The organism is Curtobacterium sp. DN_7.5 (assembly GCF_022655355.1).
GTDB classification, from domain to species: domain Bacteria; phylum Actinomycetota; class Actinomycetes; order Actinomycetales; family Microbacteriaceae; genus Curtobacterium; species Curtobacterium luteum.
The window spans coordinates 983,342-996,790 of record NZ_CP093378.1 but is presented as its reverse complement, the minus strand read 5'-3'; the positions used below and the strand labels follow the sequence as shown (position 1 = coordinate 996,790).

At 72.8% G+C, this 13,449-nt stretch carries 15 protein-coding genes, 1 tRNA gene and 1 riboswitch; of the genes, 9 read left to right on the top strand and 7 right to left on the bottom strand.

Features of this window, described 5'->3' with window-relative positions; genetic code table 11:
• Positions 1 to 106: 106 nt before the first annotated feature.
• Genes MON03_RS04710 through MON03_RS04700 form a run of 3 tightly spaced genes read left to right on the top strand, consistent with a single transcriptional unit; the run spans position 107 to position 3,164 of the window.
• Complete coding sequence (locus tag MON03_RS04710; RefSeq protein WP_242090806.1) at positions 107 to 898, top strand: acylneuraminate cytidylyltransferase family protein; 792 nt, start codon at positions 107 to 109, stop codon at positions 896 to 898.
• Positions 895 to 1,767 (top strand): N-acetylneuraminate synthase family protein, encoded by an 873-nt coding sequence (locus MON03_RS04705; RefSeq protein WP_242090804.1) that lies wholly within the window; start codon positions 895 to 897, stop codon positions 1,765 to 1,767. The genes MON03_RS04710 and MON03_RS04705 overlap by 4 nt, the downstream gene beginning before the upstream one ends.
• Positions 1,764 to 3,164, top strand: coding sequence for a DUF6716 putative glycosyltransferase (locus tag MON03_RS04700; protein WP_242090802.1), 1,401 nt, complete (start codon positions 1,764 to 1,766; stop codon positions 3,162 to 3,164). Before MON03_RS04705 ends, MON03_RS04700 begins: the two co-directional genes overlap by 4 nt.
• Here MON03_RS04700 and MON03_RS04695 read toward each other — a convergent pair.
• Both MON03_RS04695 and MON03_RS04690 read right to left on the bottom strand, forming a co-directional pair.
• On the bottom strand, positions 3,108 to 3,368 hold the full coding sequence (locus MON03_RS04695) for a thioredoxin domain-containing protein (protein WP_022903706.1): 261 nt from the start codon (positions 3,366 to 3,368) through the stop codon (positions 3,108 to 3,110). The two genes, MON03_RS04700 and MON03_RS04695, sit on opposite strands and share 57 nt — an antisense overlap.
• Before the next feature lie 28 nt (positions 3,369 to 3,396).
• Positions 3,397 to 3,687, bottom strand: coding sequence for a hypothetical protein (locus MON03_RS04690; RefSeq protein ID WP_242090800.1), 291 nt, complete (start codon positions 3,685 to 3,687; stop codon positions 3,397 to 3,399).
• 61 nt (positions 3,688 to 3,748) lie between these two features.
• Here MON03_RS04690 and MON03_RS04685 point away from each other — a divergent pair, with 61 nt between their 5' ends.
• From MON03_RS04685 to MON03_RS04660, 6 genes are all read left to right on the top strand, one after another.
• Positions 3,749 to 4,195: a MarR family winged helix-turn-helix transcriptional regulator gene (locus MON03_RS04685; RefSeq protein WP_022903704.1), complete on the top strand. Its 447-nt coding sequence runs from the start codon at positions 3,749 to 3,751 to the stop codon at positions 4,193 to 4,195.
• Positions 4,192 to 5,430, top strand: coding sequence for an MFS transporter (locus MON03_RS04680; RefSeq protein ID WP_242090798.1), 1,239 nt, complete (start codon positions 4,192 to 4,194; stop codon positions 5,428 to 5,430). The genes MON03_RS04685 and MON03_RS04680 overlap by 4 nt, the downstream gene beginning before the upstream one ends.
• 90 nt (positions 5,431 to 5,520) lie before the next feature.
• Positions 5,521 to 6,156: an oligoribonuclease gene (gene orn, locus MON03_RS04675; RefSeq protein ID WP_242090796.1), complete on the top strand. Its 636-nt coding sequence runs from the start codon at positions 5,521 to 5,523 to the stop codon at positions 6,154 to 6,156.
• A gap of 75 nt (positions 6,157 to 6,231) precedes the next feature.
• Positions 6,232 to 6,307 (top strand) — tRNA-His (locus MON03_RS04670).
• 207 nt (positions 6,308 to 6,514) lie between these two features.
• A complete protein-coding gene (locus MON03_RS04665; protein WP_242090793.1) occupies positions 6,515 to 9,058 on the top strand; it encodes an acyltransferase family protein in 2,544 nt (847 codons plus the stop codon).
• A complete protein-coding gene (locus MON03_RS04660) occupies positions 8,997 to 9,275 on the top strand; it encodes a metallopeptidase family protein (RefSeq protein WP_242091416.1) in 279 nt (92 codons plus the stop codon). Before MON03_RS04665 ends, MON03_RS04660 begins: the two co-directional genes overlap by 62 nt.
• A gap of 14 nt (positions 9,276 to 9,289) precedes the next feature.
• On the opposite strand, the gene MON03_RS04655 is transcribed toward MON03_RS04660, so the two are convergent.
• The 5 genes from MON03_RS04655 to MON03_RS04635 all read right to left on the bottom strand — a co-directional run bounded on the left by MON03_RS04655 (position 9,290) and on the right by MON03_RS04635 (position 13,401).
• Entirely contained in the window at positions 9,290 to 9,769 is a 480-nt protein-coding gene (locus tag MON03_RS04655) for a nucleoside/nucleotide kinase family protein (RefSeq protein ID WP_175327474.1), read from the bottom strand.
• Between the two features lie 106 nt (positions 9,770 to 9,875).
• On the bottom strand, positions 9,876 to 10,697 hold the full coding sequence (locus tag MON03_RS04650) for an energy-coupling factor transporter transmembrane component T family protein (protein ID WP_242090792.1): 822 nt from the start codon (positions 10,695 to 10,697) through the stop codon (positions 9,876 to 9,878).
• Complete coding sequence (locus MON03_RS04645) at positions 10,694 to 12,232, bottom strand: ABC transporter ATP-binding protein (RefSeq protein WP_242090790.1); 1,539 nt, start codon at positions 12,230 to 12,232, stop codon at positions 10,694 to 10,696. Before MON03_RS04645 ends, MON03_RS04650 begins: the two co-directional genes overlap by 4 nt.
• On the bottom strand, positions 12,229 to 12,876 hold the full coding sequence (locus MON03_RS04640) for an ECF transporter S component (RefSeq protein WP_242090788.1): 648 nt from the start codon (positions 12,874 to 12,876) through the stop codon (positions 12,229 to 12,231). The genes MON03_RS04645 and MON03_RS04640 overlap by 4 nt, the downstream gene beginning before the upstream one ends.
• Positions 12,871 to 12,980: riboswitch (TPP riboswitch) on the bottom strand. It overlaps the preceding gene by 6 nt.
• A 97-nt stretch (positions 12,981 to 13,077) precedes the next feature.
• Positions 13,078 to 13,401, bottom strand: coding sequence for a hypothetical protein (locus tag MON03_RS04635; RefSeq protein WP_022902415.1), 324 nt, complete (start codon positions 13,399 to 13,401; stop codon positions 13,078 to 13,080).
• Between the last annotated feature and the right edge of the window lie 48 nt (positions 13,402 to 13,449).

Genomic DNA, 13,449 nt, shown 5'->3' with positions numbered 1-13,449 from the left:
CGACCCTAGCCGCCCGTCGTGCGCCACCCGGCACTTCCTGTGCACTTCCACTGGTGGCTCCCTCGTGTTCGCCTCCGCGACACCGACTCTCCGTAGCTTCCGGCACATGAGCTCCCTCGGCCGAGTCCTCGCCGTCGTGCCCGCACGTGCCGGCTCGAAGGGCATCCCCGGCAAGAACCTCCGCACCGTCGGCGGTCGGAGCCTCGTCGCGCGCGCCGTCGAGGCCGCGGTCGCCGCACGGTCGATCGACTCCGTGGTGGTGTCGACCGACGGCCCGGACATCGCCGACGAAGCCCGGGCGGCCGGGGCCCGTGTCCTCCACCGTCCCGCTGACCTCGCCGGGGACACGGCGTCCAGCGAGTCGGCGCTGCTGCACGTCCTCGACGTGCTCGAGCAGATCCACGACGAGGTCCCCGAAGTCCTGGTGTTCCTGCAGGCGACCTCACCCTTCACCGACCCGGCGGACCTCGACGCCGCCGTCGACCGGGTCCTGTCCGGCGCCGCGGACTCGGTCTTCGCCGCTGCTCCGTCGCACGCCTTCCTCTGGCGGGTCGACGCGGACGGCCGAGCTGTGGCCGTGAACCACGACGCCGCCGTGCGACCTCGCCGCCAGGACCGCGCACCGGAGTTCCGGGAGACCGGCGCCTTCTACGTCCTCCGGGTCGAGGGCCTCCGCCAGCACCGGCACCGTTTCTTCGGCCGGACCGAGCTCGCAGTGGTCGACGCGGCGACGGCCGTGGACATCGACGACGCCACGGACCTGGCGACCGCCGAGGCGCTGAGCCGCACGCTCCCCGCCACCGGCGCCAGCGCGCTCCCCGCCACCGGCGCCCCGGCTGACCACGCCGCGGAACACCGGTCCCCGACCCCCGTCCCAGCACCGAACGGAGCACCATGACCGTCAGCATCGGCACGTCCACGATCGGCGCGGGCCACCCCGCGTACCTCATCGGCGAGATCGGCCTGAACCACAACGGCGACGTCGACATCGCGAAGCGCCTCATCGACGTGGCGGCGGACGCCGGCCTGCAGGCCGTGAAGTTCCAGAAGCGCACGCCCGAGATCTCCACGCCCGAGCACATGAAGCAGATGCCCCGGTCGACGCCGTGGGGCGACATGACGTACCTCGAGTACCGCTACCGGGTCGAGTTCGACCGGGAGCAGTACATCGAGATCGGCGACCACGCCACGCTGCGCGGTCTCGACTGGTTCGCATCCCCGTGGGACGTCCCGTCGGTCGACTTCCTGGAGGACCTGAACGTCGTCGCGTACAAGATCGCGTCGGCGTCCGTGACCGACCTCGAGCTCCTGTCCGCCGTCGCGGCGACGGGCAAGCCGGTCATCCTGTCGACCGGCATGTCCACCCTCGAGCAGATCGACCGGGCCGTCGCCGCGCTCGGCACCGAGCGCCTCGTGCTCATGCACGCCACGTCGACGTACCCGCTGCCGCCGGAGGAGGCGAACCTCCGCATGATCGACACCCTCGCGCAGCGCTACGCGGGCGTGCCGGTCGGGTACTCCGGCCACGAGCCGGGCCTCCAGATCTCGATCGCTGCGGTCGCGCTCGGAGCCACGGCGGTGGAGCGCCACATCACGCTCGACCGCACCATGTGGGGCTCCGACCACGCGGCCTCGCTCGAGCCGCACGGCCTCGCGACGCTCGCCCGGGACGTCCGCATCATCGAGACCGCGCTCGGTGACGGCGTGAAGCGGGTCTTCCCCGGCGAGGAGGCGCCCCTCGCCAAGCTCCGCCGCGTGGTCGCGTGACGACGTCGACGGACGCCTCGACGGTCGGCCTGGAGGCACGACCCGCCCCCGCAGCGCCGACCCGCGTCCGTCGCGTGGTCGGCCTGGTCGACACCGACTCGTTCGCGAAGTGGGGTGCGCACCTGCTCGCGAGCAGCCCCGAGGGCTGGGACCTCGAACTCGTGACGGTCGCGACCCCGAGGTCTGCGAGCACCGGGCAGCTGCGCTCGGCCTTCCGCGGTCTCGACGGCCGGCTGGCCGGCGCCGCCGCCCAGCCGCCGGCCACGACCACGGTGGACGCGATCGTCGACCGGCTCCGTGCCGACCCGCCGGACGCCGTACTCGTCTCGCTCATCGGCCCGGTGGCGGAGCTCGTGATCGACCAGGTCCACCGGCGGGTGCCGAACCGGCCGGTGCTCGTCACGGGACTGCCGGGCATCTCGTTCCCGGCGAAGTGGAAGGGCATCTTCTTCCGCGCCCGCGCCGACCTCTTCGTCCTGCACAGCCACCGCGAGGTCCGTGCGTACGAGGAGCTCTCCCGTGCCGGCGGCCTCGAACCCGCCTTCGCGCTGGCCACCCTCCCCTTCGCGCGGCCGGCGCGCCCCGGACAGGTCCGTCCCACGGCGAACGGGGCGACGCGGGACGCCGTCGTCTTCGCCGCGCAGCCGAGCGTGCCGACAGACCCCGCGGATCGTGCCCGGATCGTGCACTGGCTCGCGGACACCGCCCGGGCGCACCCGGAGTGGCGCGTGGTGATCAAGACACGGGCGGCTGCCGGTGAGCACCAGACGCACCGTGAGCAGTACCCGTACCCGGACCTCGTGCCGTCGGACGCCCCGTCGAACCTCGTCGTGGAGACGGGTCCGATGGCCGAGCACCTCGCGCGCGCCGTGGCACTGGTCACGGTGAGCTCGACGGCCGTCCTCGAAGCGGTGAGCGCGGGCGTGCCGGCCCTCACCCTGACGGACTTCGGGGTCGCGCCGCAGCTCATCAACGAGGTCTTCGTGGGCAGCGGCCTCCCCGGTGACGCGTCGGACCTCGTCGCCGGGCGGTTCCGGACCGTGCGCCCGGAGTGGCTGCGCGACAACTACTTCCACCCAGCTGCGGAGGACGACTGGGCAGCACGGGTGGAGGAGCTCATGCGCCAGCGCGATGCCGGCACCCTGACGGACCGGCCGGCCGCACGTCGGAGCCGCGGCGGCGCACTGCGACGCGCCTGGGAGCGCAAGACGGCGCTCGGTCGGGACGACCGTTCGGTGCTCGGGCTCGTGGCACTCGTGATCGGAACGCCCGTCCGCCGGACGAAACAGCTCGTCAGGAAGGTGATCCGCGCCTCCAGGCCGACCCCGCCGACCGCCGGGCTAGAGGGCCTTCGCGACGGCGACCAGCAGTTGGTCGCGCGTCGGGACGCCGGCTGAGCGGAACACCTCGGCACCGTCGTCGCGCCGCACGATGATCGTGGGCGTCGACCGGATGCCGAGGTGTTCGGCGTCGTCGGGGTGGACCGCGACGTCCCGTTCCGCGACCGTCAGGCCGGGCACGAGCGCCGCCGCGTCGGCGGCGACACGTCGGGCTGCGCCGCACGGGGCGCAGAACGCGGAGGTCCAGAGGTCGAGTCGCACGGCGGGGACAACGCCGCGCGTCGCCGGTCTACTCCCGGTCGAACTCGCCGGAGCGGTCACCGCGCTCTTGCAGGTCGTCGACGGGGTCGGAGTCCTGGGGGTCGAAGTTGTACTCGGCCGAGGTCTGGTCGAGCACCTGGCGGGCCTTGGTGAGGCGGTAGGCGAAGGCCGTCTGCAGCCCCTCGACGTCGGCGTACACGGTGATCTCGTCGTCCAGCGCGTCGCTCGTCGCGGTGCGGGTGTCGGTCGTGCCGTCGAACGGGCCGCCGTGGAAGATCGCGGTGTACTCGGCGCCCTCGGAGATCGTGATGTCACTCATGCGTCCCTTCTACCAGGACCCACCTGTTGACTGATCCATAGCAGTGCTATATAGTTCTGCTATGGAAACATCCCGTGAGCAGACGGTCGAGACGCTCCTGGTCTCCGTCAACCGCCTGATCCGCGCCGCGGTCCGCGAGACCGGCAACACGACCTCGCCCGCGGTGTGGCGGACGCTCGGCATCCTCGAGACCGACCAGCCGCTCCGCCTCGGCGAGCTCGCCACCGCGTCCCGGGTCGCCCAGCCCACGATGACGAGACTCGTCGCCAGCATGCTCGACGACGGCCTCGTGTCGCGGACGGTCGACCCCGACGACTCCCGCGGGCAGCTGATCACCATCACCGACGCCGGCCGCGACCGCCTCGTCGCCTGGCGCGCCACGCTCACCCGCACCGTCGGCCCGCTCTTCGCCGACCTCACCGACGACGAGTGGGACGCACTCCACGAAGCCGCCGCCATCATCGCCGCCCGCAGCGCCACCACCACACGAACGGAGATCACCGCGTGAACCCCCACGCCCCCGCCGCCTCCGGCAGCATCCTCAAGCAGTCCTCCGCGGTCTGGGCCATCGCCTTCGCCTGCGTCGTCGCCTTCATGGGCATCGGCCTCGTCGACCCGATCCTCCCCGCGATCGCGTCGTCCCTCAAGGCGACCGCCGCGCAGACGGAGCTGCTCTTCACGAGCTACCTGGCGGTGACCGGCGTCGCGATGTTCTTCACCAGCTGGGTGTCGAGCCGCATCGGACCGAAGAACACGCTGCTCATCGGCCTCGCGCTCATCGTGCTCTTCTCCGTCCTCGCCGCGACCTCGAACAGCGTGTGGAGCATCATCGACTTCCGCGCCGGCTGGGGCCTCGGCAACGCGCTCTTCATCTCCACCGCACTCGCGACCATCGTCGGAGCGGCCTCGGGCGGCACCGCGTCCGCGATCATCCTCTACGAGGCGGCGCTCGGGCTCGGCATCGCGATCGGCCCGCTCGTCGGCGGACTGCTCGGGAACGTGAGCTGGCGAGGACCCTTCTTCGGCGTCACCACCCTCATGGCCATCGCGTTCATCGCGATCGTGACGCTGCTGAAGACCTCCGGGCTCGAGAAGCCCACCCCGACGAAGCTCTCCGCTCCGTTCCGCGCGCTCGGTCGACCCGCTCTGGCCGCCCTCGCCGTCACCGCGCTGTTCTACAACATCGGCTTCTTCGTCCTGCTGGCGTACACGCCCTTCCCGCTCGGGTTCGGCGCACTCGGCATCGGCTTCACCTTCTTCGGGTGGGGCGTCGGCCTCGCGATCACCTCGGTCTGGGTCGCACCGATGCTCACCGCACGGCTCCGACGCACCACCGTGCTCAAGATCGCACTCCCCCTGCTCGCGCTCGACCTGTTCGCCGCGGCCGTGGTCGTGTCGTCGCAGGTCGGGCTCATCATCTGCGTCATCGTCGGCGGGCTCGTGCTCGGCGTCCTGAACACGGTGCTCACCGAGTGCGTGATGGAGGCGACCGACCTCCCCCGTTCCGTGGCGTCGAGCGCCTACTCCGCCGTGCGCTTCATCGGCGGCGCGATCGCCCCGCCCGTCGCGACGCTGCTGGCCGACGAGTTCGCACCTTCCGCCGCGTACGTCTTCGCCGGAGCCTCCGTCGCGGTCGCCTTCGTGGTCGTGGTCCTCACGACCCGGGTACTGGCCCGGGTCGACGACGGACCCGAGTCGGCACCGGTCGAGGCCGAGGCCGTCACCGCCGGCGAGATGGTCTGACACACCGCCCCGACCTCCGGCGCGACAACTGCGACGGCCCCGCCACCCCGTGTGGCGGGGCCGTCCGTGCGCGGGAATAGGATCGGGGACATGGCCACTGCGAACGACCGCCTCGTCTGGATCGACTGCGAGATGACCGGGCTCGACCTCGCGGTCGACGAACTCGTCGAGGTGGCCGTGGTGATCACCGACTTCGACCTCGTCCCCGTGCACCCCGGGTTCGACATCGTCATCAAGCCGGACCAGTCCGCGCTCGACAACATGAACGAGTTCGTGACGAACATGCACACGACCTCGGGCCTGCTCGAGGAGATCCCGCACGGCGTGAGCCTGGCGGACGCCGAGTACCAGGTGCTCGAGTACATCCTCGCCCACGTCCCGAGCGAGGGGTCCGCTCCCCTGGCCGGCAACACGATCGGCACGGACCGCGCCTTCCTCGCGAAGTACATGCCGCGGGTCGACAACCACCTCCACTACCGCAGCGTCGACGTGTCGAGCATCAAGGAGCTCTGCCGGCGCTGGTTCCCGCGCGTGTACTTCAACGCGCCGGAGAAGCACGGCGGCCACCGCGCCCTCGCCGACATCCTCGAGTCGATCCGCGAACTCGAGTACTACCGCCGCGCCGGGTTCGTCGCCGAACCGGGGCCCTCGACCGAGGACGTCCGTGCCGTCCAGGCCGAGGTCGTGGCGAAGTGGGAACCCCGGCTCGCCCAGCCCGCCGAGTGACGACACGCGTGGTCGGACCGGGGCCGCGCATGTACTACTATTGAGTGGTCGCGCTGGTCAGCCGGTGTGGACGTGGTGGGTATAGCTCAGTTGGTAGAGCGCCTGGTTGTGGTCTAGGAGGTCGCGGGTTCGAGACCCGTTACTCACCCCACGTGGAAGAGCCCCGGTCGCGTGACCGGGGCTCTTCGCACGTCCGGGCTGCTCCGCCGTTGCGCTTCGCCGCTCCTCCGGTCAGGTCCGTGGCGGGCGTCGTCACCCCGACGAGTGGCCGGTGCTCCGCGCTCGGTCCGACCGCGGTCGATGCATCCGACATGTGGAGTATTGACGTTCGTATCCAGGCGAGCCGTATGCTCGCCGGGTGTTGCGAGCAGGACATCACCGACGAGACATCCAGGGCCTCCGTGGTCTCGCCGTGGCGGCGGTGGTCCTCGACCACGCGTTCGGCTGGCCGAGCGGCGGATTCCTCGGCGTGGACGCGTTCTTCGTCGTCTCCGGCTTCGTGGTGACGGCGTCGCTGCTGCGGGAGCGTCGGGTGCAGGGCACGATCGAGCTCCGACGGTTCGCCGTCCGGCGCCTCCGGCGACTCACGCCGTCCGCGCTCCTGGTGCTCGCGGTGTCCGTCCTGGCGTCGATCACGCTCCTCCCGGCTCCCCGGGCGCTCATCGCGGTCACGGACGCCGGGTGGGCAGCGGTCGGTCTGGCGAACTGGCGCTTCGCCGCTGCTGGAACGGACTACTTCGCCCGGGGCGACGCGCCGTCGCCCCTGCAGCACTACTGGTCGCTCGGAGTCGAGGAACAGTTCTACGTCGTGCTGCCCGTCGCGCTCGTGCTCCTGCTCGGAGCGGCTCCTGGACTCGGCCGCCTGCGGCGCACGGGGGTCGTCCTCGGGCTCGGATCGGTGGTGTCCCTCGGTTGGGCCGTCGTCGCGTCCGCGACGGACCCCTCGCCCGCGTACTTCTCGACGACGACTCGGGCATGGGAGCTCGGGCTGGGGGCGGTGATCGCGGTCCTGACGGTCCGCCCGATCAGGACGCCGGTGTGGGCAGCCCAGACCGCATCCGGTGTCGGTCTGCTGCTGCTCCTCGCGTCACTCGTCCTCGGGCGGAGTTCCGACGGCGTCCCCGCGCCACTCTCCCTCGCCCCGACGGTCGGCGTCGGACTGCTCCTGCTCTCCGGCACGAGTCGCTCGACCGTCACCGGTCGGTTGCTGAGCAGCGCCCCACTCGTCGGTCTCGGCACGATCAGCTACTCCCTGTACCTGTGGCACTGGCCACTCATCGTGTTCCTGCCGCTGGTCGCACCTGTGCCGGCGGTCGCGACCGTGGCGCTGTCCGTCGCGCTGTCGGCGGTCTCCTACGTGCTCATCGAGCGTCGATTCCGTCAGCCCCGCCCAGGTCCCCCCGGCGCGGCCGAGCTCCGGCACGAACGGTTCGCGACGCTCGCCGGGGTCGTCGTCGTCGCGATCGTGCTCACGGCTGTCGCGGCGGACCGAACCGCTCCGACGCCCGGCTCGGTGTCAGCGCTCACGAGTGGCGCGACAGCGGATGGCGACACCGACGGCGCCGGCGACGGCGACGGCGACGAGCCGACGGTCCTGTCGGAGCGGACGCGAGCGATCCAGACCGCCCTGGTAGCGCGGCGCTGGCCCGACCGACTCACCCCGTCCGTCGAAGCCGTCTCCACACCGCGGTACGCGGAGTCCCTCACCACCGACCCTGCCTGGGAGGACACCCTCAGCTGCTCTCGGCCGGACACCGACTCCACGCGCGACGGCACCTGCACGTGGGGCGCCCCGGACGGCGACTCGGTGGTCCTCGTCGGCGACTCGACCGGGGCCTACGCGGCGCCAGCCTGGCGGACACTCGCTGAGGACGGCAGCCGCTTCAGGGTCCGCAACACCACCCGGATCGGATGCCCGTTCGCCGCCGTCGAACTCCCATCAGCATCCGTCCAGTGCGACGGTCACAACCCGAAGGTCGTGGACCTGATCCGGCGGACCGAACCCGATCTGCTCGTCGTGACCAACCGGTTCTGGGACAAGACCGATCCGGACATGGCCGATCTCCCCCAAGCTGATTACGAGCAGGCCGTCGCGGAGATGCTGGAGTCCGTGAAGGACCTCGTCGGCACGATCATCGTCGTGCCTCCGGTCTCGCCCGGCTTCGACCCCGAGCGCTGCTTCGCCGGGACCCGCGGGCCGTCGGACTGCCGGGTCACGGCCGACCTCGCCCGATCGCAGGCCGATTCGCTCCGGGCAGCGGTCGGCAGCACGGCCACGGTCCTCGACACGACTCGGCTCTGGTGTGCGGGGGCGTGCCCGATCATCATCGGCGACACCCTGGTCCGGTTCGATCCGGTCCACGTCACGCCCGACGCCGCCCGCGAGTCCGCTCCGGCTCTCCTCGCGCTCCTCGAGCAGGCCGGGGTCGTCGATGATGCGGCTTCGTCCGGTGCCGCGCAGCAGAAGAGCGCCGAGACCGAAGGCCTCCACGACACGACGAGCTCGACTCCAAGTGCGGCGCGCGCGTCGAAGACCACCGGGCCGACGGCCGAGAGCATCCGGCAGCGGACGCCGTCGCCGGGCGGGTCGCGCGGACGATCGTTCCCATCGCGCTTGCAAGGGGATGACGAATCGGGCGTACCAGGTCGGAACGAGCGACCTCATCCACAGGGACGACCTCCTCCGCCCGGGAGCACCACCCACGCCCCGAACGACCAGCCACGCGCCACCCGCGGCCACCGCCCGACCCCGGTGTGGGACGATCGACCCCGTGATGGAGATGTCCCCCGACGACTTCGAGCAGCTCGTGACCGACGAGCTCGACCGCCTGCCGGACGACATGCTCGACGGCCTCGACAACGTGGCCTTCGTCGTCGAGGACGCCCCCGAAGACGGCTCTGACCTGTTCGGCGTCTACGATGGGGTCGCCGCGACCGAGCGGGGACAGTACGGCTTCGGCGAGCTCCCGGACCGCATCATCGTGTTCCGGACGGCGCACCTCGCGGAGTGCGACACCGTGGAGGAGCTCCGCGACGAGGTGCACACGACCCTCGTGCACGAGATCGGCCACTACTACGGCATCGACGACGAGCGGCTGCACGCACTCGGCTGGGCCTGACCGCCCCGAACTGCTCAGGTCCGGACGGTCACGTCCGCCAGCGCGGCCGGGTCCTCGGCGGCGATGAACGCGATCTCCTGCGCCGCCCACCGCTCCCACTCCTGCTCGAACACCGCGCCGTCGCGCCCGATCGCCCGGCGTCGCCGCTCGTCGTCGTCCGCCTCGAGCCAGACGCGCAGGGTCGCCATCGGCGCCGACGCCCGGGAGAGCGCTCCGCACCCCTCGACCACGATCGGCAGGTCCGGGTGCAGCGACACCCACCCCGCGGGCTCCGAGGCCTCCCAGTCCCAGCGCCGGTAGCCGGACGGCGCTCCCAGGACGTCCCGCACGACGGCGTCCGCCGCGTCCCGGAGTCCGTCCCACCCCGGGTAGAGGTCGTCGAGGTGGACGAGCTGCGCGCCGAGCTGCTCGGCGAGGGCACCGCCGAGCGTCGTCTTCCCGGTGCCGGACCGCCCGTCGACCAGCACCACGAGCCGCGCCTCCGGCCGAGCCACGGCCCGGGCACGAGCAGCGAGTGCCGCCACAGGACCCCCACCCGCATCCACACCCGCGATCGGAGCCGGCGCTGCGGACGCACCCCGCGCCTCCCGGCCGTCGCCCTCAGACACGCCACGTCCCCGCGGCGACCGACACCGCGATGGCGACCACGCCGATGCCGGCGAGCACCCCGACCATCGCCCACTCGGGGCCGGCGAAGCGGGCCGGACGCGCCCAGGTGCGGCGACCGGGCGCCCCGAACCCCCGCGACTCCATCGCCACCGCCAGCGTCGTCGCACGCCGGAGCGCGAGCACGAGCAGGGAGAACGCCATCGACGCGCCACGACGGATCCGACCCGTGTCGGCGAGCCCGCGCGCCCGCCGCGCCATCGCGAGCTGCCGCCAGTCGTCGCCGAGGAGCGTCATCATCCGCACCGCCGCGAGCGCGCCGAGCACGAACCGGGCCGGCAGCCGCAGCACCTGGGCGAGGCCGTCCGCGAGGTCGGTCGGGTCCGCCCGGACGAAGAGCACGATGCCGGGCAGCCCGATCGCGAGCACACGCAGCCCGGTGGCGACCGCGAGCACCAGGGAGCCGTCGGTGACGTGCGCGAAGCCGAGGTCGAACCACTCGCGGCCGGACGGCCGCCCGTACAGTGCGATGCTCAGCGTCGTGACGGGGACGGCGACGAGCACCGGGGCGGTCCGCAGCAGCACCGTGCGCACCGGGATGCGCAGCACCGGCAGCAGCGCGACCTCGAGGCCGAGGGCGACGGCCGCGGACACGACGTCGAGGCTCAGCACGAGGCACACCCCGAGGGCGAGCACGCCGAGGAGCGCGGCGACGGGCTGCACACCGCGGAGGCCGCGGCGGGCGGCCGGCGGCAGGTGACGGCCGGGAGGCGCGGGTGGCGTCCGCCGCGCGTCCGCGGCCGCCGGGGCGGTCACCGCGCACCCCCGATGGGCGCCGGGGCCGCGCCCGTCGCGGTGAGCACGACCTCGTCGGCGTCGAGCGCCCGGACGAGGTCACGGTCGTGGGTGATCGCGACGATCGCGGTCCCGGCGTCGGCGAGCGCGCCGAGGTGCCGCACGACCGACTCCCATGTCGCGCGGTCCTGACCGGACGTGGGCTCGTCGAGCACGACGACCGGCGGGCGGGCCGCGACCACGGTGGCGATCGCGAGACGTCGCTGTTCCCCGCCGGACAGCGTGAACGGGTCGGCGTCCGCGAGTGGTGCGAGCCGGAACGCGTCGAGCAGTTCCCCGACCCGCCCGTCGACGTCGTCCTGTCCGAGCGCGCGGGGCCCGGCGGCGAGCTCGTCGCGGACCGTGCGGGCGACGAACTGGTGCTCGGGGTCCTGGAAGACCGTGCCGACCCGGGCGGCGAGGGCGCGGCTCGTCCAGGCGTGTGGGCTCGGTCCCGCCTGCCCGGCGAGTGCCGGTGTGGCGCGGAGGACCCCGTCGGCGGGCCGGAGCAGGCCGGCGAGGGTGAGGCCGAGCGTGGACTTCCCGACGCCGTTCGGACCGGTCACGGCGGTGACGCTCCCGCCCCGGACGGCGAGGTCGATGCCGGTGCCGACACGGCGACCACTGCGTCCGCGGCCACGGGCGGTGCCGAGCCCGACGGCCTCGAGCAGCACGGAGTCGGGCAGCACGGGGTCGAGCCGCACGCTGTCGTCGGGCGAGTCGCGGCCGGTCCGGGCGCTCCCCCGCGCGGGCTCGGCGCCGGGGACCCAGACGCCGGCCGCCGTCAGGGCATCGCCGTGCTCGGCGAGCACCGCGGCGGGGGCACCGTCCGCGACGACCCCGCCCCCGGGTTCGAGCAGCACGAGCCGGTCCACGAGGTCGAGCCACGTACCGATGCGGTGCTCGACGACGAGCAGCGTGGCACCGGTCGCCTCGAGCAGGGCACGGACGGCGTCGTGGACCTGCTCGACGCCGGCCGGGTCGAGGTTGGCGCAGGGCTCGTCGAGCACGAGTGCTCCGGGGCGCATCGCGAGCACGCCGGCGAGGGCCAGCCGCTGTCGCTGGCCGCCGGAGAGCTCGGCCGTCGACCGGTCGAGCGGGAGGTCGAGGCCGACGACCTCGAGCGCTGATCGCACCCGCTCCCAGGTCTCGTCGCGCGGGACGCCGGTGTTCTCGCAGCCGAAGGCCACGTCGTCGCCGATGCGCGACATCACCGTGTGCGCCTCGGGGTCCTGCATGACGAGGCCGACCCGGCCGCGGGCGTCGCGGGGGTCGGCGCCGTCGACGAGCAGGGTGCCCTCGACCTCGGCGGCGGTGTCGTCGGTCGCGTCGGGTTCGTCGGGCAGCACGGCGGCGACGGCTCGGAGCAGCGTCGACTTGCCGGCGCCGGACGGCCCGACGACCGCGACCCGTTCGCCGGGCTCGACGACGAGGTCGACGCCACGGACGGCCCACTCGGATCGTTCCGGGTACCGCCAGCCCCAGCCTGCGAACGCGATGCGGGCGGCGCCGGTCACGCGCGGGCGCGCCGGCTGTGCTCGCGTCCGGCGGCGAACGACGACAGCACGCCGGTCCGGGCGAGCGCCCGGACGAGGAACCAGGAGCCGACGCCAGCGATCAGCGCACCGGAGACGACGGCGCAGACGATGTAGACCACCTTGAACGCCGTGGCGTAGCCGGGGTACCAGAGGATCGAGTCGTTGATGCCGAGCGCGAGACCGGCGGCCGCACCGGCGAGCGCGACGACCGGCAGCCGGTACACGCGGTAGAGGAAGAGCGCGAGGACGACCTCGGCGCCGAGCCCCTGCACGAGGCCTGCCTCGAGGGTGCCCCACCCCCACTGGGTGCCGAGGAGCGCCTCGACGGACGCGGCGACGATCTCGCCGTAGAGCGCGGCGCCGGGCTTCCGGACGACGATCGCCACGACCGGTCCGGCGAGCAGCCAGACGCCGCCGATGAGCGACTGCGCGCCGGGGAGCACGAGCCCGAGTGCGACGCTGATCGGTTCGTAGCCGAGGTCCCAGAGCTTGAAGACGACGCCGAGCGCGACGGCGAGGACGCTCGCGACGACGATGTCGACGACCCGCCAACGCAGGGAGCGCCTGGGGGTCGGCAGCGTCGACGTGCCGGAGGGGACGGTTGACTGGGTGCGCGAAGGCATGGTGGTGACTCCTCCCTGCGCCGGCATGATCCGGATCAGGTTCGACGGTCGGAGCGCCGTTCGCTCCCTCTCAGCCCGGTGATCGGACTCCCGTGTGTGTGCCAGCAGTGTACTGCCCGCGGCGGGTCACCCGCGCGCGGTGCGCGCGGACGGCCGGGAGGCGCGTGGCGGGGCCGCCACGCGCCTCCCGGCAGTCGTCCGCTACTTCTTGAGGACGCGCACCAGCTTGCGGAGGACCGTGCCGGTCACCCAGATCACGGGGATGCTCACCGCGAGCAGGGAGACGAGGTTCGGCTCGAACTCGAGGTCCTTGCCGGGACGCCGCACGTAGGCGCCGACCGGGATCGACGTGCCGCCGCCACCGCCGCCGCCGCCGTTCTCGTCGTCCCCGCCGCCGCCGAAGCCGAACCAGGCGATGGAGACCGGGATGAGCGTCTGGTCGCCGACCTCGACGGGCTCCCCGTAGTTCGTGCTGACCCCGACGGGACGCACCTTGTCTGCGATCTGACTCACGATGTTGGCCATGCGCGCGAGGCTACTCGGCGGTTCCTCCACAGGTCGGCGATCCGACTC

Bases quoted from the DNA above. Each gene is read 5' to 3' on its own strand.
- MON03_RS04705 (WP_242090804.1), top strand. From the start codon at position 895: ATGACCGTCAGCATCGGCACGTCCACGATCGGCGCGGGCCACCCCGCG.
- orn (WP_242090796.1), top strand. From the start codon at position 5,521: ATGGCCACTGCGAACGACCGCCTCGTCTGGATCGACTGCGAGATGACC.
- MON03_RS04685 (WP_022903704.1), top strand. From the start codon at position 3,749: ATGGAAACATCCCGTGAGCAGACGGTCGAGACGCTCCTGGTCTCCGTC.
- MON03_RS04690 (WP_242090800.1), bottom strand. From the start codon at position 3,687: ATGAGTGACATCACGATCTCCGAGGGCGCCGAGTACACCGCGATCTTC.
- MON03_RS04710 (WP_242090806.1), top strand. From the start codon at position 107: ATGAGCTCCCTCGGCCGAGTCCTCGCCGTCGTGCCCGCACGTGCCGGC.
- MON03_RS04635 (WP_022902415.1), bottom strand. From the start codon at position 13,401: ATGGCCAACATCGTGAGTCAGATCGCAGACAAGGTGCGTCCCGTCGGG.
- MON03_RS04660 (WP_242091416.1), top strand. From the start codon at position 8,997: ATGCTCGACGGCCTCGACAACGTGGCCTTCGTCGTCGAGGACGCCCCC.
- MON03_RS04640 (WP_242090788.1), bottom strand. From the start codon at position 12,876: ATGCCTTCGCGCACCCAGTCAACCGTCCCCTCCGGCACGTCGACGCTG.